This window comes from Micromonospora sp. Llam0, from assembly GCF_003751085.1.
GTDB lineage: Bacteria > Actinomycetota > Actinomycetes > Mycobacteriales > Micromonosporaceae > Micromonospora_E.
In genome coordinates this window covers 1232119-1254147 of the sequence record NZ_RJJY01000001.1, presented here as the reverse complement: position 1 = coordinate 1254147, position 22029 = coordinate 1232119, and the positions used below count along the sequence as shown (strand labels likewise).

General features: G+C 71.8%; 16 protein-coding genes. 11 read left to right on the top strand and 5 right to left on the bottom strand.

The genetic code is table 11. From position 1 onward, the window contains the following. The first annotated feature begins 128 nt into the window (after positions 1-128). On the top strand, positions 129-1322 hold the full coding sequence (locus tag EDC02_RS05635) for a phosphotransferase (protein ID WP_123601035.1): 1194 nt from the start codon (positions 129-131) through the stop codon (positions 1320-1322). Positions 1323-1388: 66 nt separating this feature from the next. Continuing rightward, positions 1389-5363, top strand: coding sequence for an ATP-dependent RNA helicase HrpA (gene hrpA / locus EDC02_RS05630; RefSeq protein WP_123604530.1), 3975 nt, complete (start codon positions 1389-1391; stop codon positions 5361-5363). Positions 5364-5368: 5 nt separating this feature from the next. Here the strand turns inward: hrpA and EDC02_RS05625 are convergent, their stop codons facing one another. Next, positions 5369-6457, bottom strand: coding sequence for a hypothetical protein (locus tag EDC02_RS05625; protein WP_123601034.1), 1089 nt, complete (start codon positions 6455-6457; stop codon positions 5369-5371). A gap of 202 nt (positions 6458-6659) precedes the next feature. On the opposite strand from EDC02_RS05625, the gene EDC02_RS05620 reads away from it, so the two are divergent. Next, on the top strand, positions 6660-7211 hold the full coding sequence (locus EDC02_RS05620; protein WP_123601033.1) for a GNAT family N-acetyltransferase: 552 nt from the start codon (positions 6660-6662) through the stop codon (positions 7209-7211). Here the strand turns inward: EDC02_RS05620 and EDC02_RS05615 are convergent. Next, positions 7187-9544, bottom strand: coding sequence for a bifunctional diguanylate cyclase/phosphodiesterase (locus tag EDC02_RS05615; protein WP_158632063.1), 2358 nt, complete (start codon positions 9542-9544; stop codon positions 7187-7189). The two genes, EDC02_RS05620 and EDC02_RS05615, sit on opposite strands and share 25 nt — an antisense overlap. Before the next feature lie 226 nt (positions 9545-9770). On the opposite strand from EDC02_RS05615, the gene EDC02_RS05610 reads away from it, so the two are divergent. From EDC02_RS05610 to EDC02_RS05600, 3 genes are all read left to right on the top strand, one after another. Further along, positions 9771-10955 carry an acyltransferase gene (locus EDC02_RS05610; RefSeq protein WP_158632062.1) on the top strand — a complete coding sequence of 395 codons (1185 nt, stop codon included), beginning with the start codon at positions 9771-9773 and terminating at the stop codon, positions 10953-10955. 45 nt (positions 10956-11000) lie between these two features. Continuing rightward, positions 11001-11399 carry a PaaI family thioesterase gene (locus EDC02_RS05605; RefSeq protein ID WP_123601030.1) on the top strand — a complete coding sequence of 133 codons (399 nt, stop codon included), beginning with the start codon at positions 11001-11003 and terminating at the stop codon, positions 11397-11399. Between the two features lie 106 nt (positions 11400-11505). Then, complete coding sequence (locus EDC02_RS05600) at positions 11506-11838, top strand: zinc ribbon domain-containing protein (protein WP_123601029.1); 333 nt, start codon at positions 11506-11508, stop codon at positions 11836-11838. A 39-nt stretch (positions 11839-11877) separates the two neighbouring features. Here EDC02_RS05600 and EDC02_RS05595 read toward each other — a convergent pair whose 3' ends face one another. Continuing rightward, positions 11878-13506 carry a deoxyguanosinetriphosphate triphosphohydrolase family protein gene (locus EDC02_RS05595; RefSeq protein WP_123601028.1) on the bottom strand — a complete coding sequence of 543 codons (1629 nt, stop codon included), beginning with the start codon at positions 13504-13506 and terminating at the stop codon, positions 11878-11880. Positions 13507-13720: 214 nt separating this feature from the next. Between EDC02_RS05595 and EDC02_RS05590 the strand changes: the two genes are divergently transcribed. Continuing rightward, complete coding sequence (locus EDC02_RS05590; RefSeq protein WP_123601027.1) at positions 13721-14407, top strand: GPP34 family phosphoprotein; 687 nt, start codon at positions 13721-13723, stop codon at positions 14405-14407. A 182-nt stretch (positions 14408-14589) separates the two neighbouring features. After that, positions 14590-17004: a Tex family protein gene (locus EDC02_RS05585; RefSeq protein WP_123601026.1), complete on the top strand. Its 2415-nt coding sequence runs from the start codon at positions 14590-14592 to the stop codon at positions 17002-17004. 67 nt (positions 17005-17071) lie between these two features. Here the strand turns inward: EDC02_RS05585 and EDC02_RS05580 are convergent, their stop codons facing one another. After that, positions 17072-18190 (bottom strand): hypothetical protein, encoded by a 1119-nt coding sequence (locus tag EDC02_RS05580; RefSeq protein WP_123601025.1) that lies wholly within the window; start codon positions 18188-18190, stop codon positions 17072-17074. 201 nt (positions 18191-18391) lie between these two features. Here EDC02_RS05580 and EDC02_RS05575 point away from each other — a divergent pair, with 201 nt between their 5' ends. The 3 genes from EDC02_RS05575 to EDC02_RS05565 all read left to right on the top strand — a co-directional run bounded on the left by EDC02_RS05575 (position 18392) and on the right by EDC02_RS05565 (position 21167). Next, entirely contained in the window at positions 18392-19087 is a 696-nt protein-coding gene (locus EDC02_RS05575; protein WP_123601024.1) for a response regulator transcription factor, read from the top strand. After that, positions 19080-20516: a cell wall metabolism sensor histidine kinase WalK gene (locus tag EDC02_RS05570; RefSeq protein ID WP_123601023.1), complete on the top strand. Its 1437-nt coding sequence runs from the start codon at positions 19080-19082 to the stop codon at positions 20514-20516. The genes EDC02_RS05575 and EDC02_RS05570 overlap by 8 nt, the downstream gene beginning before the upstream one ends. A gap of 99 nt (positions 20517-20615) precedes the next feature. After that, on the top strand, positions 20616-21167 hold the full coding sequence (locus tag EDC02_RS05565; RefSeq protein ID WP_148083335.1) for a hypothetical protein: 552 nt from the start codon (positions 20616-20618) through the stop codon (positions 21165-21167). Positions 21168-21398: 231 nt separating this feature from the next. Here EDC02_RS05565 and EDC02_RS05560 read toward each other — a convergent pair whose 3' ends face one another. Next, complete coding sequence (locus EDC02_RS05560) at positions 21399-21914, bottom strand: hypothetical protein (RefSeq protein ID WP_123601021.1); 516 nt, start codon at positions 21912-21914, stop codon at positions 21399-21401. Between the last annotated feature and the right edge of the window lie 115 nt (positions 21915-22029).

Below are 22029 nucleotides of genomic sequence, written 5' to 3'. Positions count from 1 at the left end.
GGCAGCGCGCCGGGATCGCGCCGAGACTCGCCGGAAGGCTCGAAGCCACCCCACGTTCCTGGTTCGAGCGACGGACACCGCTGCTCTGAATCCGCCCGTGCGAGTCCGGGTCGCAGAGCGAGGTTCCCATGAAGACGCTCCCCGACAACCCACACCTGCACCACCTGCGGCAGCAGGCCAAGGAGCTGCTGGCCGGGCTGCGTGACGTCGATCCGACCGCGACCCTGGCCGACGCGCAGGCGTCGCTGGCCGGTCAGTACGGCTTCCGTACCTGGCCGGAGCTCAGAGCCGAGGTCGACCGGATGCGCGGGCGGGCCGACACCACCGACCCGGCACTCGCCCAGGCCATCGCGGACCGCTTCGGCCTCGGCACCGTCGCCGGCCCGATGCGCTCGCTGGCCCGGCCCGACGACATCGGCCGCCGCTGGTCGGTCAGTACCGACCGGGGCAGCTGGCAGGTGCGCACCATGGACACCTGGTGGCCGATCGTCGACGCCCAAACCGATACCGCGCTGCAGCTGGCCGCCGCTGCGGCCGGCGTGCTGCTGCCGGCACCGGTGCGCAGCCGCACCGGCGAGATCATCGAGTCGATCGGTGGGCACCGTTGGCGGGCGTACCACCAGCTGCCCGCCGGGCCGCCGCTCGCGCCACCGGTGAGCGCGGCCGTGGCCCACTCGGTAGGCGGGGTGCTCGCCGCGATCCACGGGCTCGAACTGCCGGTGGACCGGATCAGCCCGTGGCACGCCGTCCGACTGAGCAAGGTCAGCTGGGCCGACCTGGCCGCCGCCACGACCGCCACCACCAGAACCGCCGCAGCCGGCACCTGGCCTGCGGCGTTGCAGGCAGCGGTGCCCAACCTGGTCGACCTCGACAGCATCGGCCGGGACGAACCAGCGCCCGAGCCGGTGCTGACACACAACACGCTCGGACCGGCACAGACCCGGCTCGACCGCGACGGTCGACTCGTCGTGCTCGGTTGGGAGCATGCCGGTGGTCAGCCGCCGGCATGGGAGTTGGCCAACGCGTTGCTGGACTGGACTGTCGACCCGGCCGGTCAGATCAACGTCGCGGGCGTGCGGGCGCTGGTTGCCGGCTACCAGGACCGGGCTGGCCGGCTGCCCGCGCTGGAGCTGGCAAGCTTCCGGGGCGCGCTGACCAGTCTCGCGAACTACGTGTTCGATCAGGTGCAGGCGGCGTCGGCCCGCGACGCCGACGACCCGAAACCCGAGGATCGGCGGTACGCCGAGCGCAGTGTGCGACACGTGCTGTCCCGGCTTCCGACGCGTACGACGTTGGAGAGGCTGCTGAACGCGGTGGCCTGAACCAGGGACAGGTGGCCGGAAACCCAGGCGACCGGGCGGACAGCGGCGGGTATCGTGGTCATCGCCATGAACCCGCCCTCCCCTGCGCCGCCCCCCGCTGACCTGCTGAAACTCCTCCCCGACTTGACGCTTCGTGACGAGCGGCGGCTGCGGCGGCGCCTCGACGGGGTGCGCAAGGTCCGGGATCCGCAGGCCCGGCAGGCAACGCTCGACGAAATCGCCAGGGCGATCGCGTCGGCGCAGCAGGCGGTGCAGCGACAGCGGGACGCGGTGCCGCAGGTCAGCTACCCGGCCGGCCTGCCGGTCAGCGAACGCGCCGACGACATCGCGGCGGCGGTCCGCGACCACCAGGTGGTGATCGTGGCCGGCGAGACCGGCTCGGGCAAGACCACCCAGATCCCGAAGATCTGCCTGGAGCTGGGTCGTGGGGTGCGCGGGCTGATCGGGCACACTCAGCCGCGTCGGCTGGCCGCCCGTACCGTCGCCGACCGGATCGCCGACGAGCTCGGCACCACCCTGGGCGACGTGGTCGGCTACAAGGTCCGGTTCAACGATCAGGTCGGCGGCCAGACCCTGGTCAAGCTGATGACCGACGGGATCCTGCTGGCCGAGCTGCAGCACGACAAGATGCTGCGCCAGTACGACACGTTGATCATCGACGAGGCGCACGAACGCAGCCTGAACATCGACTTCATCCTCGGCTACCTCAAACAGCTGCTGCCCCGCCGCCCCGACCTCAAAGTGGTCATCACGTCGGCGACGATCGACCCGCAGCGCTTCGCCGACCACTTCAGCGAACCGGGTCGTCCACCGGTGCCGATGGTCGAGGTGTCCGGGCGGACCTATCCGGTGGAGGTCCGCTACCGGCCGCTGCTGCGGGAGACCGTCGACCCGGACGACCCGGACGCCACCCCGGGCACCGTGACGCTCGACCAGGTCGACGGGATCGGCGCGGCGGTGGAGGAGCTCGCCGACGAGGGCCCCGGCGACATCCTGGTCTTCCTCAGCGGCGAACGGGAGATCCGCGACGCCGCCGACGCGCTGGGCAAGCTGGTCGCCAACCGGCCCCGGCTGCGCGACACCGAGATCCTGCCGCTGTACGCCCGGTTGTCCGCCGCCGAGCAGCACCGGATCTTCCAGTCGCATCCGGGCCGGCGGGTGGTGCTGGCGACCAACGTCGCCGAGACGTCGCTGACCGTGCCGGGGATCAAGTACGTGATCGACCCGGGTACGGCGCGGATCTCCCGCTACAGCAACCGGCTCAAGGTGCAGCGGCTGCCGATCGAGCCGGTGTCGCAGGCGTCGGCCAACCAGCGTAAGGGCCGCTGCGGGCGCACCTCCGACGGGATCTGCATCCGGCTGTACGACGAGGCCGACTTCGAGTCCAGACCGGAGTTCACCGACCCGGAGATCCTGCGCACCAACCTGGCCTCGGTGATCCTGCAGATGACCGCGATCGGGCTGGGCGACATCGCCGCGTTCCCGTTCGTCGAGCCGCCGGACCGCCGGCAGATCACCGACGGCGTCGCGTTGCTGCACGAGTTGGGTGCGATCGAGCCGCCGTCGCCGGGCCTGCCGCCCCGGTTGACCCAGGTCGGGCGGCGGCTGGCGCAGCTGCCGGTGGACCCCCGGCTCGGCCGGATGGTGCTCGCCGCCGAAGGTAACGGCTGCGTCGACGAGGTCGCGGTGATCGCCGCCGCGCTGTCCATCCAGGATCCCCGGGAACGGCCGGCGGAGCAGAAGCCTCAGGCCGACCAGTCGCACGCCCGGTTCGCCGATCCGGAATCCGACTTCGTCGCCCTGCTCAACCTGTGGCGTTACCTGCGGGAGCAGCAGCGGGAACGCTCCGGCAGCGCGTTCCGGCGGATGTGCCGGGCCGAGTTCCTCAACTACCTGCGGATCCGCGAGTGGCAGGACATCCACAGCCAGATCCGGCAGGTGTTGCGGTCGATGAACGTACCGGTCGACCGGGGCGGTGAGCCGGCCGCGCCGGCCGCCGTACACCAGTCGTTGCTGGCCGGTCTGCTCTCGCACATCGGGGTGAAGGACCCGGCCAAGCCGGAGTACCTGGGTGCCCGGGGAGCCAAGTTCGCGGTCTTCCCCGGCTCGGCGCTGGCCCGCAGACCGCCCCGCTGGGTGATGGCGGCCGAGCTGGTCGAGACGTCCCGGCTGTGGGCCCGTACGGTCGCCAAGATCGAACCGGAGTGGGTCGAGGCGCTCGCCGGCCACCTGGTGAAACGCTCGTACAGCGAACCGCACTGGGAGAAGAAGCAGGCGGCGGTGATGGCCTACGAGAAGGTCACCCTGTACGGCGTACCGCTGGTCTCCGGTCGCAAGGTGACCTTCGGTCGGGTCGACCCGGCGCTGAGCCGGGAGTTGTTCATCCGGCACGCCCTCGTCGAGGGTGACTGGCACACGCCGCACCGGTTCTTCCACGACAACCGGGCGTTGCTCGACGAGGTCGGCGAGCTGGAGGAACGGGTCCGCCGCCGGGACATCGTGGTCGACGACGAGACCCTGTTCGAGTTCTACGACCAGCGGCTGCCGGCCGAGGTGGTCTCCGGCCGGCACTTCGACAGCTGGTGGAAGAAGGCCCGCCGGGACCGGCCCGACCTGCTCACCTTCGACCGGGACATGCTGGTCAACCAGGGCAAGGGCCGCATCGACCCGGCCGACTTCCCCGACGAGTGGCACTCCGCCGGGCTGGCGCTGCCGCTGACGTACCGGTTCGAGCCCGGCACCGGGACCGACGGGGTGACCGTCGACGTGCCGTTGGCGATGCTCAACCAGGTGCCGGACGACAGCTTCGACTGGCACGTGCCCGGGTTGCGCGAGGAGCTGGTCGTAGCCCTGGTCCGGTCGCTACCGAAGCAGCTGCGCCGCAACTTCGTGCCGGTGCCCGACTTCGCCCGCGCGGTGCTGGCCGCCATCACACCCGGCGCCGAGCCGCTGCTGGACGCGCTCGGCCGGGAGCTGCGCCGGCTGACCGGGGTGATGGTGCCGCACGACGCCTGGGACCTGACCAAGGTGCCGCCACACCTGCGGGTCACCTTCCGGGTGGTCGATGAGAACGACAAGCCGCTGGCCGAGGGGAAGGACCTGGCCGCGCTGCGGCGCGAGCTGACCACCGAGGTACGCAAGGTGGTGGCGGCCGCCGCGCCGGACGTGGAGCGGCGCGGGCTGCGCGACTGGAGCATCGGCACGCTGCCGCGCAGCGTCGAGCAGGACCGGGTCGGCTACCGGGTGACCGCCTACCCGGGGCTGGTCGACGAGGGTGCCAGCGTCGCGGTCCGGGTGTTCGACAGCGCCGCCGTCCGGGACCGGTCGATGTGGGCCGGCAGCCGGCGGCTGCTGCTGCTCACCCTGCCGTCCCCAGCGAAGTTCGTCTCCGGCCGGCTGTCCAATCAGGACAAGTTGGCGTTGAGTCGCAACCCGTACCGCAACGTGGTCGAGCTGCTGGACGACTGCGCTGGGGCGGCGGTGGACCTGCTGATGACGCAGGCGGGCGGGCCGGCCTGGGACGCCGACGGGTTCGCGGCGCTGCGCGAGCAGGTCCGCGCCGGGCTGGTCGACGTCACGGTCGAGATCGTGTCCCGGGTACGCCAGGTGCTGGCGGCGGCGTACGCGGTGCAGCAGCGGCTCGGCCGTACCACCGATCTCGCGCTGGTGGCGGCGCTCACCGACGTCCGCGAGCAGCTCGCCGCCCTGGTCTATCCGGGGTTCGTGACCGCCACCGGGTACGCCCGGCTGGCGGACCTGCCGCGCTATCTGACCGCGATCGAACGCCGGTTGGAGAAGCTGCCGCAGAATCCGCGCCGGGACCGCGACCAGCAGGCCAGGATCGACACGGTACGCCGGGAGTACCAGCAGATGCTCGACGGGTTGCCGCCGGCCCGGCACAACACCGAAGCCGCCCGGCGGATCCGCTGGATGATCGAGGAGCTGCGGGTCAACGTGTTCGCTCAGGCGTTGGGTACCCCGTACCCGGTGTCGGAGCAGCGGATCTACCGGGTGATGGACGAGGCCGAGCAGGCCGAGTGAGTCGGTCAGTTCCGTTGCAGGGTGAGCACGGACAGTCCGGCGACGGCGTCGATGTCGTAGCGGTCGGTCGCGCCCGCCCAGCCTTGGCCGGTGAAGACGGCACCGGGGGCGATACCGTCGTGGCTGCGGGTGTCGATGGTGGCGCTGGCTGCCCCGGACCCGAACCGGACCTGGGCCGGCGGCCCATCCGGGGCGTTGATCAGGAACTGGTTGGCGCCGCCGGTCATCCGCACCGGCAGGGTGCCGTCCGGCGCGGGCAGGGACAGCTCGATGCGGGCCGCCCCGCCGACGATGTCCACTCCGCTCAGCTCGGCACCGGTCAGGTCGATCGCGTGTTCCGCGACACCGCCGGTGAGCCGCAACTGCCAGCGCACCGACGAGTGCAGCTCGATGTCGACGACACCGGGGCCGGACTGGTCGTTCGGCACCAGGTGCAGCTTGATCCGGTTGCCGTCGGCGATCACCCGTGGTTGCACGTCGGCGTCGATCGGGGTCCGGACCCGGTACAGGTCACCGCCGAGATCAGCGGCCCGGATGTTGACCGTCGTGGTGCCGCTGACCAGGTCGAATTCGGCCTGCTGTAGCTCGCCGAGCGGGCCGGTCACCAGGCGTTCGGTGGCGGGTTCCGGGTCGACGGCGGCGGGGTCGACCACACCGGGACCGTCGGCCGGCGGCAGGGCGTCGGCGGTGGTGGTGTCCGATGTGGTCCGCAGCGCGTCGACGACGCCGGCCCCGACCAGCGCGGCGACCAGGAACAGCGCCACCAGCCCGGTGACGACCATCGCGAGTCGGCGCGGACTGCGACCGGTCGGCTCGGACGTGTCGGGTTCCGGGTCGAAGAACGGTACCGCCGGGGTGACCGGTTCCGGTCGGTCCAGTTCCCGGGCCAGCCACGGCGGCGGTGGCAACAGGCCCGGCGGCGCGGTCACCGGTTCGTCGTGGTCGAGGTGGTCGAGGTGGTGCTGCTGCTCCGGCTGCTCGTCGTCCGGTTCGCGTGGCTGGCCGGGAGCGGGACCAGGCCAGACCGTACCGGGCCGCTGCACTGGGCCGAGTTCGATCGCGGCTGGTTCGCCCCCCTGTGCCGGTCGCTGCATGACTGCCCCTCCTCGGCGTTCGCGGGCACGGCACACCGTTGTGCCCGTACAGCAGTACGCAGCCGGACGGTCCGCGGATCGGTGCCGGTGTCGAAAATTTCGCCCGCCGCCCACAGCCTGACCTTGGGCTCAGTGGTCGCTCATACTCGGTGGCAGGGCTCGCGTCCACCCCCGTCTACCGGCGCGGGCCCGGAGGATAGTAATGCGCATACAGGTCGAAACGAGCATCCCACCCGAACTCTCCGAACCGACCTGGCAGTTGTACACCACCGCGTTCGACGAACTCCGGGTCACCGCGGTCCAACGTCACGTGATGGACCGGGCCGAGTTCGACCAGGTGCTGAGCGACGCCCGGGTGCTGAAGTATCTGGGGCGCGACGACCGGTCCCCCGATCTGCTGACCGCGCTCGCCACCTTCACCAACGAACTGGATTCGATGCCGCTGATCTCCCCGGACTACTTCGCCCACCGCTGGCCCGACCTGTACGCGCAGCGCCGGATCTGGTACATCGGATTCTTCGCCGTCCATCCGCAGTACCGCGGTTGCGGCATCTTCGAGTCGGTGATCGCCGACATGTGGCAACGGGTGCAGGACAGCGACGGCGTCGCGGCGTTGGACATCTGCCGCCGCAACGACCAGATCGGGCTGGGCCGGGCGATCCATCAGACCCTGGGGTCGTTGACCGAGGGGGCGCGGGCGACCCGGCTGGACGAGCAAACGTTCTGGCTCTACGAGTTGCCGCCGCGTCCCTGAACCTGCCCGGCAGCCGGCACCGCCGGCCCGTCCACCGGGTCGGCGGGTCGGCTTGCCCACTGTCGGGCGAACTCAGCCGGGCCGACCGGCTCTCCCCACAGCCTGCCCTGCCCGAACAGCACGCCGAGGACGGCGAGCACGCCCTGCTGCAGCGGCGTCTCGACTCCCTCCGCGACCACGGTCAGGTGCAGGGCGCTGCTCATCGCCACCACCGCCCGGACGATCTCCTCGTCCTTGGCGCTCTGGCCGAGGCCGGCGACGAACGCCCGATCCACCTTGACCCCGGTGACCGGATGCTTGCGCAGATAGCCCAGTGCGGAGAACCCGGTGCCGAAGTCGTCGACGACGATCCGGATACCCCGCTGCCGCAGGTCTGCCAGCACCTGGCCGGTGACGCTGGTCGGGTCGATCATCACCGACTCGGTGATCTCCAGGACGACGGCCGGGGCCGGCACCCGGTGACGGTCGAGCGTGTCGTCCAACGCCCGGATCAGACCCGGGTCACGCAACTGGCGGGGCGACACATTGACCGACATCCAGAAATCCGCCGGCACCGTGCCGTCCGCCCGCCACTGCGCCAGTTGCCGCAACGACCGGTCGAGCACCCACCGTCCAATCGGTCCGATCAGCCCGGTGTCCTCGGCGATCGGGATGAACACCGCCGGTGAGATGTTGCCCCGGCCTGGGTGTTCCCAGCGCAGCAACGCCTCGGCGCCGATCAGGCTGCCGCTTTCCAGGTCGACGATCGGTTGGAAGGCGATCCGCAGATCGTCCTCGCTGAGCGCGATCCGCAGGGCCTGTTCGATCTCCACCCGCTCGCGGACCCGCTCGTGCATCGACGCGTCGAACATCACCCAGCGGCCGCGACCATCGGCCTTCGCCTGGTACATGGCCGTGTCGGCGTCACGCAGCAACGCGTCGGCGGTCACCGGCGGGTCGTCGCCCGCGCCACCGTCGTCGAGCTGGGTCCCGGCAATCCCGACCGAGGCGGTGATCACCGCCTCGACCTGCCGGATCCGCAGCGGTTCGTGCACGCAGTCGATGATCCGGTCGGCCAGCGCCACGGCCTGCGCTCGGCTGCCCAACTGGACCACGACGAACTCGTCCCCGCCGACCCGGGCGACCGTCGCCGCAGCCGGCAGCGCCGCCCGCAGTCGGGCCGCCACCTGGGCGATCAGCTGGTCGCCGGCGTGGTGCCCCCACGAGTCGTTGACCAGTTTGAACCCGTCGAGGTCGAGGAAGAACACCCAGACCCCGGTGTCCGCCGGCCGACCGGCGGTGAGCAGCCGGCGTACCTCGGCGGCGAGCATCAACCGGTTCGGCAAACCGGTCAGCGGGTCGTGGGTGGCGCGGTGTTCGTAGCGCCGTTGCGCGGCGGCGTACCCCTGGACGGCGGAGACCGCCCGCATCATCAGCAGCACCACCATGGCGGCACCGCCCACGCCGAGCACCAGCCGGTCGGCTGTCGACCGGCCGGAGACGAAGACGGTGAGCAGGGATGGCGCGGCCAGCGCCGGGCCGATCAGCAGCAGCCGCTGCCAGGACCACGCCTGCACCGGCAACCGGGCCGCCTGACCGAGGTCGACCACCGAGGGGTGCAGGGCGGCGGCGCCGATCAACAGGAAACCGAGCAGGAACGGCAGATCCAGCAGCCGGGATCCGGTGAGCTGGCCGGAGACTCCGATGATGGCGTAGAGCACGTCGCCGACCACCAGCAGACTCATGGAGGCGACCAGCAGCAGGTAGCTCGGCCGTCGCACGGCGGTGGTGAAGGCCAGGCTGACCAGCAGCAGGATCAGGATCACGTCGAAGATCGGATACAGCGCGGCCAGGGCGGAGACCAGGGGCGGACGGTCGGTGATGCTGCCCGCCGGCACCGCCAGCAGCAGTACGGAGCACAGCGCCGCGCCGATGAAGACGATCAGACCGTCGATCACCGCGTGCGACGGCAGCCGCCCCCGGGTGCGCAGCAGCCCGGCCAGGCCGAGCAGCATGAACAGGTAGCCCGGCACGGTGGCGGCGTCGGCGGTCAGCGCGTACGGCCCGTCCTGCTCGACCGCCCACGGCCGGGCCAGCGCTCCGGTGAGGAAGCACACACAGGCGACGGCGAGCATCCGCCAGGCCCAGCGCGGCTGGGCCCGGTGCCAGCGGGGGCCCAGGGTCACGGCGAGCGCGCCACCCACCCCGGCGACGGTGAAGGCCGGTCCGGCGATCAGCGGCGTGTCGAACGCCGCGTAGAGCGCGGCGGCGACGACACCGAACGCCAGGAAAACCAGTGCCGGCAACGACGACGACAAGGCCCGCCCCGTCCCCGGCGCGGCGGGTCGCGTCACGATGGCCCCTGCGCACATGTCATTCACCGGCTGATTCGTCGAACAGGCCGACACCATACCAAGGTGACGGGGCGGCCAGCCTGGTCAGGCCGGGTCCGCCACGGCGGGGCCCGATCGGTCGCGGCTGATGGTCGCCGCCGCACCGCCGACCAATCGTCCGCTTGGGGTACGGCGCGGGTAGATATCGCTGGTTTGACGTACGACGCCGGTGGATATCGTTGGCCCGGTGCCTGCCACCCCTCCCTCGCCGGGCCGGCTGCCGTCGCTGACCGGGCTGCGGTTCGCCGCGGCACTGCTGGTCTTCGGCGTGCACGCCTACTCGTTCATCCCGTTGGCTGACCCGCAGGACAGTCGGATCGCCGGCATCCTGTTCAACGGCGGTGACCTGGGCGTCTCGTTCTTCTTCGTGCTGTCCGGCTTCGTCCTCACCTGGTCGGTCCGCCCCGGTTACCGGCCGGGCCGGTTCTGGTGGGGCCGCCTGGCGCGGGTCTACCCGGCCCACCTGGTCGCCCTGGTGCCGGCCGTCGTCGGCATGGTGCTGACGGCCCGGCTGCCGGACATCTGGCCGCGGCTGCTGGCCTTCTCCGCGCCGCTGGTGCAGGCCTGGCATCCGTCGGACGTGTACTACCTGGGCATCAACCCGGTCACCTGGTCGCTCTCCTGCGAGATGGCGTTCTACCTGGCGTTCCCCCTGCTGTACGCGGGACTGCGCCGGCTCGGCACGACAGCGCTGCGGGTCGCCGCCGTCGCGCTGCCGGCCGCCGTCTGGCTGATGCCGGTGGTGGCCGACCTGCTGATCGCGGCGGAACACCGCCGCTGGTTCGTCTACATCTTCCCGCCGGTCCGGATGTTGGAGTTCCTGCTCGGCATCGTGCTGGCGCTGCTGGTGCGGCGCGGTGCCTGGCGCGGGCCGGGACTGCCGGTGGCCACCGCCCTGTGGGTGGCGAACTATCTCGCCGTCGAGTGGCTGCCGGCGCAGGCCCGCGACACCGCGGCGACGATCGTGACGATCGGCCTGCTGGTCCCGGCGGCGGCACTGGCCGATCTGCACGGCCGGCGGTCCTGGTGGCGGCACCGGGTCGCGGTCCATCTGGGCGAGGTGTCGTACGCGTTCTTCCTGCTGCATCTGGTGGTGATCGTGACTGTCATGCACCTCGTCGGCCGGGACCGGGAGTGGGCCACCGGGCAGGCGGTCGGGTTGACCCTGGCGTTCCTGGTCGGGTCCTACCTGTTGGCGGTGCCGCTGCACCGGTGGGTCGAGCTGCCGGCGATGCGTCGGCTCAGGCCTACTCCGCCTACTCCGCCAGCCGCGCCGGCAACGTCAGCCATTCCGGCTCCACCAGCCGGCCCGCTGACGCGGGGCCGGCAGCAGACCGAGCCGGATCCCCGGCGGCGCGCCCACACGGGTTGACTACGCTCGCCGACGGGGCGGTACCGCCCGCCGACGGGAGGCACCATGGACAGGCCATTGGGTGGGTTCGACGCGCAGCTCGGCGTACGGGCAGCAGAGGTGTCCGCGCAGCGGGTGGAGCTACGGCTGCTGGTGACCCCGGCGCTGCACCAGTTGTTCGGGATCGTGCACGGCGGGGTGTACTGCGCGCTGGTGGAGAGCGCGGCGAGCCTCGGCGCGGCAACCTGGCTCGGTGACGAGGGCCGGGTGGTGGGGGTGGCCAACCAGACCGACTTCCTGAAGGCGGCCTCCGGCGGGGAGCTGATCGCCGTCGGCACGCCGGTCCACCGCGGCTACAGCCAGCAACTGTGGCAGGTCCAGATCACCGACAGTGACGGCCAGCTGATCGCCCGGGGTCAGGTGCGCCTGCAGAACCTCCGTCCGGGCGGCGGCCGCCGCCCCTGACGCCGCCGGCGGCCCGCCCATCCGGCGCCAGCCCGCCCATTGCTGTGGCGATCCGGCGAACCGGACACCCCTCCGGCCCGTACACACTGGCAGGAGGCGATGAGACATGGGCATCATGGTCAACCCTGCACGCCGTGACACGACCGGTTCCGACCTCTACATCCTGCGCGGTCTGCTGTGGTGCGGTGACCGCCTGTTGATTCCGGCCAGCACCGACGACGACACCCGCCACTACGCCTGCCCCGACACGGAATGTGACCGTCCCCTGATCAACGCCGAGGAGATCGAACAGCAGGTGTGGCAACGGTACGTGCAGCTGAACGCCGACGCCGCCGACGTGGTCAGCCGCGACCAGCGGCGGTCGGCGCTGGTCGGTATCCTGGCCCGGATCACCGTCGGCACCAGTCTGGTGAGTCTGGACTACGGCTGGCGGGACTGACCGCCGCCGGGACCGTCGATCACCAACCGGACGGGTCGGTCACAGCACGAACGCGTCGGTCCACAGCTGCCCGGACCGGCCGGTCAACGCGCCCAGCAACGCGACTGCCTGGCCGTCGGTGAGGGAGGCGACGTAGTCGATGATCGCCCGGCCCTGAGCGGCGGCGACCAGGCCGTCCACCCGGCCGCGGGCCGGGGCGCCTGGGATGCCGATCAGGCCGCCGCCCGGGATGCCACCCGCCCCGGGTGGGGTGTCGCTGCCGACGGTCGCGGCCAACTCGGCCTCCGCCAGCTCGACCAGGTCGTGCAGCCGACGGGGCAGCCGCCCCTGCTCGTCCGGGTCGGTCACCCAGGCGTGCAGCGCGTCGACCAGGGTGGCCAGCAGATCGGCCTGACCGCGCTGGTGCAGCGCCAGGTCCGGCCGAGCGAGGACGAACCGGTGGTGCACGAACTTGAGCACCTGCACCTCGTGCCACTGGGCGGTGGCCAGCAGCACGTGGCCGGAACGTACCGGCGGGTCGGCGGTGACGCCGATCGCGCCGACCAGCCGCCGGGTCCACCGGGCGGAGAAGGTGCTGATGCTCTCCTCCGCTTCGATCGACCCGTCGAACGGCACCATCAGCAGGCCGTCCACCAGCTCCTGGCGGACGTGTTCGACGGCGGCGGCGAACGCCTCGTCGGAGGCGATCCAGCTGTCCTTGCGGTGCAGCTGGCGGCGGAGCCGCTCAATGGACCGGCCGGGGCGGTGCGCGCTGGCGGCGACCTCCGCGTCGGTGAGCTCCCGCAGCTCGGCGGCGGAGCGCTGCCAGGTGACGAGTTCCCCGGCGACCGGGCCCTGCTGCAGTACGCCGACCCGGTGGAAGTCCTCCACATCGTGGATGGCGTACGCGATGTCGTCGGCAGTATCCATTATCGACGCTTCGACGGTCTGCTGCCACGGCTCGATCACCCCGGCGAACGGTGCCCGGGCCTGCCGCAGGTCGGCCGCCTCGGTGGTGTAGGCACCGAACTTGACCGACCCGACCGCCGGATCGTCGGGCGCGACCGCGGCACCACGCGGCGCCGGGCGCAGCAGGCTCGGATGCGGCTGCGGATAGGTCCGCCGGGTCCACGGGTACTTGAGCATGGCGGCCCGTACCGCTGCGGTCAGGTCCAGACCGACGGCCGCCTCGCCCCGGATCTCGGTGCTGGTGACGATCCGGTAGGACTGGGCGTTTCCCTCGAAACCGTCCGGCAGACCGAGCCGGTGCCGGGCCACCCGGTCCAGCACCCGTTCACCGAGATGCCCGAACGGTGGGTGGCCGAGGTCGTGGGCGAGCGCCGCCGCCTCGACCACGTCCGGGTCGCAGCCGCCGAGCTCGTCGAGCAGGGCACGGTGCCGTTCGTCGGCCGTCAGTCGCTCGGCGACGGCTCGGCCCACCTGGGCCACCTTGAGGCTGTGGGTGAGCCGGTTGTGCACCAGCAGGCCGGAGCCGCCCGGGCTGATCACCTGGGTCACGCCGCCGAGCCGGGCGAAGAACGGTGAGGAGACGATCCGGTCCCGGTCGGCCCGGAACGGACTCGCCGCCAGATCGCTGGCCGCGGCGGCCCGTCGGCCGAACAGGCGGCGGGCGCGGAGGTCCCCGGCCGGCGGGGTGGCCGACCGGGTCGCTGCTGGTGCCGGGTCCACCAGCAGACGCTAACCCGGCGCCGGTGCCGTACCTGGTGCGGGGTGGCATTTCGGCACTGTCGAAGGAACATTCACCGGTTTCCAACAAAGGAATGGCTTGAGCTGATTGGTCCGGCGTCGTAAGGTTCCGCTTCAGCAAGGTCATCCATCCTTGCCGGGCCGTTCCAGCGGCCCTGCTCGGCTCGCGCACCAGAAACCGCCGCAGGGGACGACGATGCGCCGTGCTCGAACTCCGACGGAGTTGACGCTGACCGAGGAGTTCTTCCTGGTTGCGCTCGACGACAGCACCGGCCGGCCGATCGTCGGCCGGGATCTGCTCGGCGCCGGGCTCGCCGGCACCGCGATCGTCACGCTGATCCTCGCCGGTCGTGCCGAGATCCGCGACGACCTGCTGGTCCCGGTCGACGGGCAGCCGCTCGGTGACCCGGTCGCCGACCCGCTGCTGGCCGAGCTGCGGCTGGAACAACGCCAACCGGTGCCGGACTGGATCGCGTTGATGCGACCAGGGCTGCCCGGGGTGGTCGCCGAGGACCTGGAGACGATCGGCGTGCTACGGACCGAACTGGTCCGCCATCCGGTGACCCGCCGGATGACGACCCGGTTCCCGGCGATGGATCCGGTCCGGGCGGCCGGCCCCCGGGTCCGCCTCGGCCACGCCCTCGGCCGAGTCGTCGCGGTTGACGCCCGGACCGCCGCGCTGGCCCAGATCGTCCGCGCCACCGGCACCGAAGGCTGGTTCGTGACCATGTACGGGGCGACGGTGCGTCGCCAACTGACGGCCACCGCGAGCCGGCTCGACCCGCAGCTGACGGCGGTGGTCGAAGCGATCAACCACCCGGTTCCACGGTCCCGGCTGGCGGTGCGGCTGTGGCCGCAGCGGGACACGTCGATCGCCTGGTGACCTGCGCCGTCGACCGGGTCGCGTGGTGGCGCGACACCGGCCGCCGGTAGCCGGCAGAATGCTTCCCGGACCACCCACCGTGGTCCCCGGCACCGGCCACACGACGGGTGCCGGGCCACAGGCATCGGGCCGGGCGGGAGCACCGCCGCCGGCAGCCGGGGAGTTGGAGCGGGGCACGCGACGTGACCACAGCGATTGATCAGCGGATCGCCGAAGAACTGGGAGTACGGGCCGGGCAGGTGGCGTCCGCCGTCGAACTGCTCGACGGCGGCGCGACAGTGCCGTTCATCGCCCGGTACCGTAAGGAAGCCACCGGAATGCTCGACGACGCGCAGCTGCGTACCTTGGAGGAGCGGCTGCGTTACCTGCGCGAACTGGATGAGCGCCGTGACGCGATCCTGGAGTCGATCCGCAGCCAGGGCAAGCTCGACGAGGCGCTGACCGCGCAGATCATGGCGGCCGACTCGAAGGCCCGGCTGGAGGACATCTACCTGCCGTACAAGCCGAAGCGGCGGACCAAGGCGCAGATCGCCCGCGAGGCGGGTCTGGAGCCGCTGGCCGATCTGCTGCTCGGCGACCCGACCCAGGACCCGCGGACCGCGGCCGGCGGCTACGTCGACGCCGGCAAGGGGGTGGCCGACGCGGCGGCGGCGCTCGACGGCGCGCGGGCGATCCTGGTGGAACGCTTCGCCGAGGACGCCGACCTGATCGGTGGGCTGCGGGAGCGGATGTGGTCGCGGGGCCGGCTCACCTCCCGGGTACGCGAGGGACGCCAGAACGAGGGCGCCAAGTTCGCCGACTACTTCGACTTCGCCGAACCGTTCACCAAGCTGCCGTCGCACCGGGTGCTGGCCATGTTCCGGGGTGAGAAGGAACAGGTCCTCGACCTGACCATGGAGCCGGAGGAGGTGCCGGCCGACGCCGTCGCCGGGCCGAGCAGCTACGAGCCGATCATCGCCGGCCGGTTCGGCATCAGCGACCAGGGTCGGCCGGCGGACAAGTGGCTGGCCGACACGGTCCGCTGGGCATGGCGTACCCGGATCCTGATCCACCTCGGCGCCGACCTGCGGGTGCGGCTGTGGCAGGCGGCCGAGGACGAGGCGGTCCGGGTGTTCGCCGCCAACCTGCGGGACCTGCTGCTGGCCGCGCCGGCCGGCAGCCGGGCCACGATGGGTCTGGACCCGGGTATCCGGACCGGGGTGAAGGTGGCGGTGGTGGACGCCACCGGCAAGGTGGTGGCCACCGAGACGGTCTACCCGCACGAGCCGCGCCGGCAGTGGGACGCCGCCATCGACACGCTGGCGAAGTTGGCCGCCGCGCACCGGGTGGACCTGGTGGCGATCGGCAACGGCACCGCGTCTCGGGAGACCGACAAGCTGGTCGCCGACCTGATGGCCCGGCACGCCGATCTGCAGCTGACCAAGGTGATGGTCTCCGAGGCCGGCGCGTCGGTCTACTCGGCCTCGGCGTACGCCTCTCAGGAGCTGCCGGACCTCGACGTGTCGCTGCGCGGCGCGGTCTCCATCGCCCGCCGGCTGCAGGACCCGCTGGCCGAGCTGGTCAAGATCGACCCCCGGTCGATCGGGGTCGGGCAGTACCAGCACGACATCTCCGAGACGAAGCTGTCCCGGTCGCTCGACGCCGTGGTCGAGGACTGCGTCAACGGGGTCGGGGTGGACGTGAACACCGCGTCGGCGCCGCTGTTGACCCGGGTCTCCGGCATCGGTGCCGGGCTGGCCGAGAACATTGTGCTGCACCGGGACACGAACGGGCCGTTCCGGTCCCGGGAGGCGTTGAAGACGGTGGCCCGGCTGGGGCCGAAGGCGTTCGAACAGTGCGCCGGCTTCCTGCGCATCCGCGACGGTGACGACCCGCTCGACTCGTCCAGTGTGCACCCGGAGGCGTACCCGGTGGTCCGTCGGATCCTCGCCGACGCCGGCAGCGACCTGCGCACGTTGATCGGCGACACGAAGACGTTGCGCCGGATCAGGCCGGAGAAGTTCGTCGACGCCGTGTTCGGTCTGCCGACGGTCACCGACATCCTCGCCGAGCTGGAGAAACCGGGCCGCGACCCGCGGCCGGCGTTCCGTACCGCCACCTTCGCCGACGGCGTGGAGACCCTCGCCGACCTGCGGCCCGGCATGGTGCTGGAGGGGGTGGTGACCAACGTGGCCGCGTTCGGCGCGTTCGTCGACGTCGGGGTGCATCAGGACGGTCTGGTGCACGTGTCGGCGATGTCGAAGACCTTCGTCAAGGATCCGCGCGACGTGGCCAAGCCCGGTGACATCGTCCGGGTGAAGGTGCTCGACGTGGACGTCGCCCGCAAACGGATCTCGTTGACGCTGCGGCTGGACGACGAGCCGGGTGCCGGGCGCACCCCGGGGCAACGGGACGCAGCGGACGGCGGTGGCCGGGGCGGCGGCCCAGGCCGGGGCGGGCAGCCCCGGCAGCAGAGCCGCGACGGCAAGGGCGGCCGTGGTGGCCAGGATGGTCGCGGCGGCGGCCGGGGTGGCAAGGACGGCCGGGGTGGCCAGCGGGGCGGTGGCCAGCCCGAGGGTGCGCTCGCCGACGCGCTGCGCCGGGCGGGTCTGGCCTGACCGATCCGTATGTGAGGGGTCGGGGCGGTGCCCGCCCCGACCCCTCGCCGGTCAGGCTCCTCGCCGGTCAGACGCTCGACGAGTAGGTGAGGAAGAAGTTGTTCGGTGTCTGCGTGCCGGCGGCGTTGAAGCAGATCACGTTGCGGACCAACACCGTGTTGCCGGACAGCCCCCACGGTGCCTGCAGGTTGCAGTAGTCCGGGGTGGCGCCGAATGCGGTGACCTGCACGGTGGTCCGTTGGAAACCGACCGCCGGCAGTGTCACCAGGGACTGCCCGACCCCGGAGACCATGATCGTGTTGACCCCGCCGGCCGAGTTGAAGTCGGACGGCCCGCCCAGTGCCGGGCTCCACAGGTAGGCGAAGCGGGTCGGCGGCACCGCGCCGAAGACCGGTCGCTGCCGGTGGTAGGTCAGGTTGAACCAGCTGTCGGCCATCGAACCGCCGGCGTCGAAGCAGAACACGTACGCCACGATGGCGCCGCCGCTGGAGGTCCACCCGGCGATCTTGCACCGCCGGGGGCTGTTCGGGTGCTCGGCGGTGGCCTGCAGGTTGCCGTCCAGCAGGCCGGTGCCGAGTCCGTTCAGCCGCACCTCGTAGAAACCAGTGCCGATCTGGGTGACCAGGTTGCCGGCACCGGCCGAGTTGTACGACGACATCGGCGCGCCACCCGGGTCCGCCTTGACGTAGCCGAACGCGTCCGACCCGGGTGGCAGCACCCCGGAGGCGGCGGTGTAGTCGACGACGAAGCGGGAGTTGTCCGGCGCTCCGCCGGGCCGGTAGCACTGGACGACGACGATCTGGTCGGTGCCGGACGGGTAGTTCTGGAATGCCTGGCACCAGCGCGGGTCGTTGTCGACCGCGGTGACGTGGGCGACGCCGTTGGCCGAGGCGGTCAACGGGAACCGCACCCGGTAGCGGCCGAGGCCGATCTGGTCGACGCTCGCCCAGAGCGCGGGTGCGGTGGCCTTCCAGCCGCCCCACTGCCGGGTGGTGTCGAGGATGGTGCCGGGTGCCGGGGTCGGCGTCTGCAGATAGGCGAAGCCCCAGCGGTCGGGTACGGCTGCCTGGGCCGGCGCGGCGGTGCCGGCCACGGCGGCGGTGGCGGTCAGCAGCGCGGTGGCGAGCAGGGCGATGCCACGGCGGAGGTAGCCGGGGCGGTAGTGGGATCCAGTGAGGACAGCCACTGGTCCACCTCCATTCATGAGGAGCGATGTGCAATCAGCCTAATGAATACACAACGTGCCCGTACAGTTATTGACCGTGATCTGATTTGATGCGGCATCCGGTCCGGTTCACAATCCGGGAATCACCCGCCAGCAGCGACTTTTACCTGATCCGTACCGGAAACTGATGCGGCCGTTTTGCGGTCCCGCCATGATGAGCGGGTGACCGCAGCGCCGCAGCCGGACCGGGGACTGGTGCTCGTCGTCGAGGACGAACAGCCGATCGCCGACCTGATCCGGCTGTACCTCACCCGCGACGGGTTCGGCGTACACGTCTGCGCCGACGGTGACAGCGGGCTGGCCGCCGCCCGACGACTGCGCCCGGTGCTGGCCGTGCTGGACATCGCACTACCCGGCATCTCCGGCACCGAGATCTGCCGACGGCTGCGCGCCGACGACGACTGGACCCCGGTCATCTTCCTCACCGCCCGTGACGACGAGGTCGACCGGGTCGTCGGCCTGGAGCTGGGCGCCGACGACTACGTCACCAAACCGTTCAGCCCTCGCGAGCTGGTCGCCCGGGTGCGGGCCATCCGCCGCCGCAGCCTCGGCCCGCCCGGTGGCGAACCGGTCCGTACCGTCGGTGGCGTCACCCTCGACCCGGCCCGGCGCACCGTCACCGCCGACTCCCTCCCGGTCGCCCTCACCTCCACCGAGTTCGACCTGCTCGACCACCTGATGCGCCGGCCCGGACGGGTCTACACCCGCGAGGAGCTGCTCGCCTCCGTCTGGGGGTACGCCGCCCACGCCGGCACCCGCACCGTCGACGTGCACGTCGCCCAGGTCCGGGCCAAGCTCGGCACCGCCGCCACCGTTATCCGCACAGTGCGCGGCGTCGGCTACACCGCCGATGGTTGAGCCGGACCAGACCGGGCAGCGGTCCGGCTGGCGCCGGCTCACCGGCACGCTCACCGCCCGTACCGTCGGGGTCGCCTGCACGGTCGCCCTGCTGTCGGTGCTGGTCACCGCGGCGGTCGCCATCCCGCTCGGGGTCCGGGGCACGGAACGCGGCGCCCGCGCCTCGCTGGCCGCCAAGGCCGACCTGGTCGCGGCGGCCGTCACCGACGCGCCGGCCGGCACGCGGACGGCCCTCGCCGGCCGGTTGACCGGCGAACTGACCGACCAGGGCATCGACGTGGTGCTCGTCCGACCCGGCGAGACGCAGCCGCGACCGCTGCCCGGCCCGGTGGTCCGCCGGCTCGCCGCCGGTGAGCCGGTGACCGGCCGGCGGCCGACCCGCGTCGACGGCCGGCCGACCCTGATCGAAGGACGGCCCACCGGCGACGGCACGGCGGTGGTGCTGCTCCAACCGGTACGCCCCGGCGTCGGCCGCCTGGTCTGGAGCAATTTGTGGCTGGCGTTGGCCGCCGGGCTCACCGCCGGCCTGATCGCCGGGGTGCTGCTCGCCGCCCGGCTGTCCCGCCCGATCCGGGCCGCCGCCCACGCGGCGCAGCGGCTACGCGCCGGGGACCGCACCGTACGGGTACCGCTGGATCCGCCCGTCGAGGCCGAGCAGCTGGCCCGCGCGCTCAACGATCTCACCACCGCGCTCGCCGTCAGCGAAGCCCGGCAACGGGACTTCCTGCTGTCCATCTCGCACGAACTGCGCACCCCGCTGACCACCCTGCGCGGGTACGCCGAGGCGATCGCCGACGGCGTGGTGGACCCTGACGCAGCCGCGCGTACCGGGCAGATCATGCTCGGCGAGGCGCAGCGGCTGGACCGCCTGGTCGGCGACCTGCTGGCGCTGGCCCGGCTGGAAGCCTCCGACTTCGCCCTGGAGCTGGTCGACGTCGACCTCGGCGCGCTGCTCACCGACGCCGTCGACGCCTGGCGGCCCCGGTTCGCCGGCAACGGGGTGACGGTCGGCCTGACCCCACCGGCGACGCCGGTGACCGTCCACACCGACCCGGGGCGGCTCCGGCAGGTCGTCGACATCCTGCTGGACAACGCGCTGCGGGTGGTGCCGGCCGGCGGCACCGTACGGCTCGACGTACCGCCGGAACCGGCCAGCGGGCAGCCGGGCTACGCCGCCGGGCAGCCGGACTCCGTCGCGGTGCAGGTGCACGACGACGGCCCGGGGTTCACCGACGACGACCTGGCGGTGATCTTCGAACGCGGTGCACTGCACCGGCGGTACCGGGGCGAACGGTCGGTCGGCACCGGGATCGGGCTGGCGTTGGCCGCCGGGCTGACCCACCGTCTCGGCGGAAGGATCACCGCCGGCCACTCCCCCGGCGGCGGTGCCGTGTTCACCGTACGGTTGCCGCGCCGACCGGCCCGGTAGCTCGGCTGCCTCCGTCGGACCGACGACGACGCCGGACGCCTTACCTGATCCGAACATCGACCTGACGGTGGCTTCGTGTCGGTGGCCGATGCTGACCACATGAGAAAATCAGTTGGCACCAAGGCACTCACCGGCGCTGCAGCCGGCGCGGTCGCGTTGCTGACCCTCACCGGCTGTGGGTTCGGCGGCTCGTCCGACGGCTCCCGCGCCGCTGCGGATCCGCTCGCGGTCGCTGCGGTGGACACCGTCGACTACAGCGACTTCGGTCTCTCCGGCGACGACCGCCCCGGGTGGTGGGACGGTCGCCGTGGCCCGTGGGGGCGGCCCGGCCCGCGCGCCGGCTGGCTGCGCGGCCTCGGGGCGGGCGGCGCCGGTCTGCACGGCGAGATGACCGTACAGACCGACGACGGCCTTCGGACGCTCGTCGTGCAGCGCGGCACGGTGGGCTCCATCGACGGCACCACGATCAGCGTCGAGTCTGCGGACGGCTTCGTGCTCGACTGGACCTGCGCCGACGAGTGCCGGGTGGTCGACAACGGCGACGAGGTCGAGCTGTCCAGTCTCGACGTCGACGCCGAGGTCGGCGTCCGCGGACTCCGTGACGGCGAGGAACTGCTCGCCCGGATCGTGCTGCGACCCGAGTCGGACTGACCCGCACGTCGCAGTGGCCCCTGTAGTGAACCGCACCTGCTGGCACGCGGCCCACGCGGTGGACTCCGGTCCCACGGCAACCGCGTGGGTCGCGGTCCGTCCGGGCGTCGAGGGCCTCGCCGCGTGGGTCGCGGTCCGTCCGGACGTCGAGGGCCTCGCCGCGTGGGTCGCGGTCCGTCCGGACGTCGAGGGCCTCACCGCGCCGGTCCGGCACCCGCGTCGCAGACCCGCTTACAGCGTGATCTGCCAATTCTGCTGCAGGAACTGCCGCAGCGCCGCGACACCCGGATCCACCGCCGCCCGATACGCCACGGACCTCATTTCCAGAACGTCCCGGATTTCCTCGCCGTCCAGCACACCTACGGCATTGGTGAGATTCGTGACCTCGTACAGGTAGACGTTTCCGTTTTCGGTCTTGCCGTGCAGGACATGCCCGTGCTCGTGCCAGATCACCGCTGAGCGGTAAGCCACCGTACCGTCGAAAACCGCTTCCTGGATCACCAGCGTGTCGAGGGCGACGGTGCCGATGATCCCGTCCCAGGCCACATCGTCCTCGACGTACTTGCGGACCTCCGGCGCGGCCATCTGCTTCTTCACCCAGTTCACCTGAATGGCCGACTTCAGACAGATGGCCGGGTTCTCGGCCGTGCCGACGGACATCGACTGCGGAACGACAACGATGTTCACGCCGTTGGCGACCTGCCCCAGAATGGTGCCCGCCTGCTGCAGCATGGCGTTGCTGATCATGTGCCGAACTCCTGTCTCGATGGTTGTGGACAACCCGGTCAGCCCACGAGAAGCCCCAACACCCAACGGACATCGACAAGGGCGTGGGGCGCTGATGCGGAGCGAACAGACCGGA

Coding starts and splice junctions, on each gene's coding strand:
- EDC02_RS05635 (WP_123601035.1), top strand. CDS start 129: ATGAAGACGCTCCCCGACAACCCACACCTGCACCACCTGCGGCAGCAG.
- hrpA (WP_123604530.1), top strand. CDS start 1,389: ATGAACCCGCCCTCCCCTGCGCCGCCCCCCGCTGACCTGCTGAAACTC.
- EDC02_RS05625 (WP_123601034.1), bottom strand. CDS start 6,457: ATGCAGCGACCGGCACAGGGGGGCGAACCAGCCGCGATCGAACTCGGC.
- EDC02_RS05620 (WP_123601033.1), top strand. CDS start 6,660: ATGCGCATACAGGTCGAAACGAGCATCCCACCCGAACTCTCCGAACCG.
- EDC02_RS05605 (WP_123601030.1), top strand. CDS start 11,001: ATGGACAGGCCATTGGGTGGGTTCGACGCGCAGCTCGGCGTACGGGCA.
- EDC02_RS05600 (WP_123601029.1), top strand. CDS start 11,506: ATGGGCATCATGGTCAACCCTGCACGCCGTGACACGACCGGTTCCGAC.
- EDC02_RS05590 (WP_123601027.1), top strand. CDS start 13,721: ATGCGCCGTGCTCGAACTCCGACGGAGTTGACGCTGACCGAGGAGTTC.
- EDC02_RS05570 (WP_123601023.1), top strand. CDS start 19,080: ATGGTTGAGCCGGACCAGACCGGGCAGCGGTCCGGCTGGCGCCGGCTC.
- EDC02_RS05565 (WP_148083335.1), top strand. CDS start 20,616: ATGAGAAAATCAGTTGGCACCAAGGCACTCACCGGCGCTGCAGCCGGC.
- EDC02_RS05560 (WP_123601021.1), bottom strand. CDS start 21,914: ATGATCAGCAACGCCATGCTGCAGCAGGCGGGCACCATTCTGGGGCAG.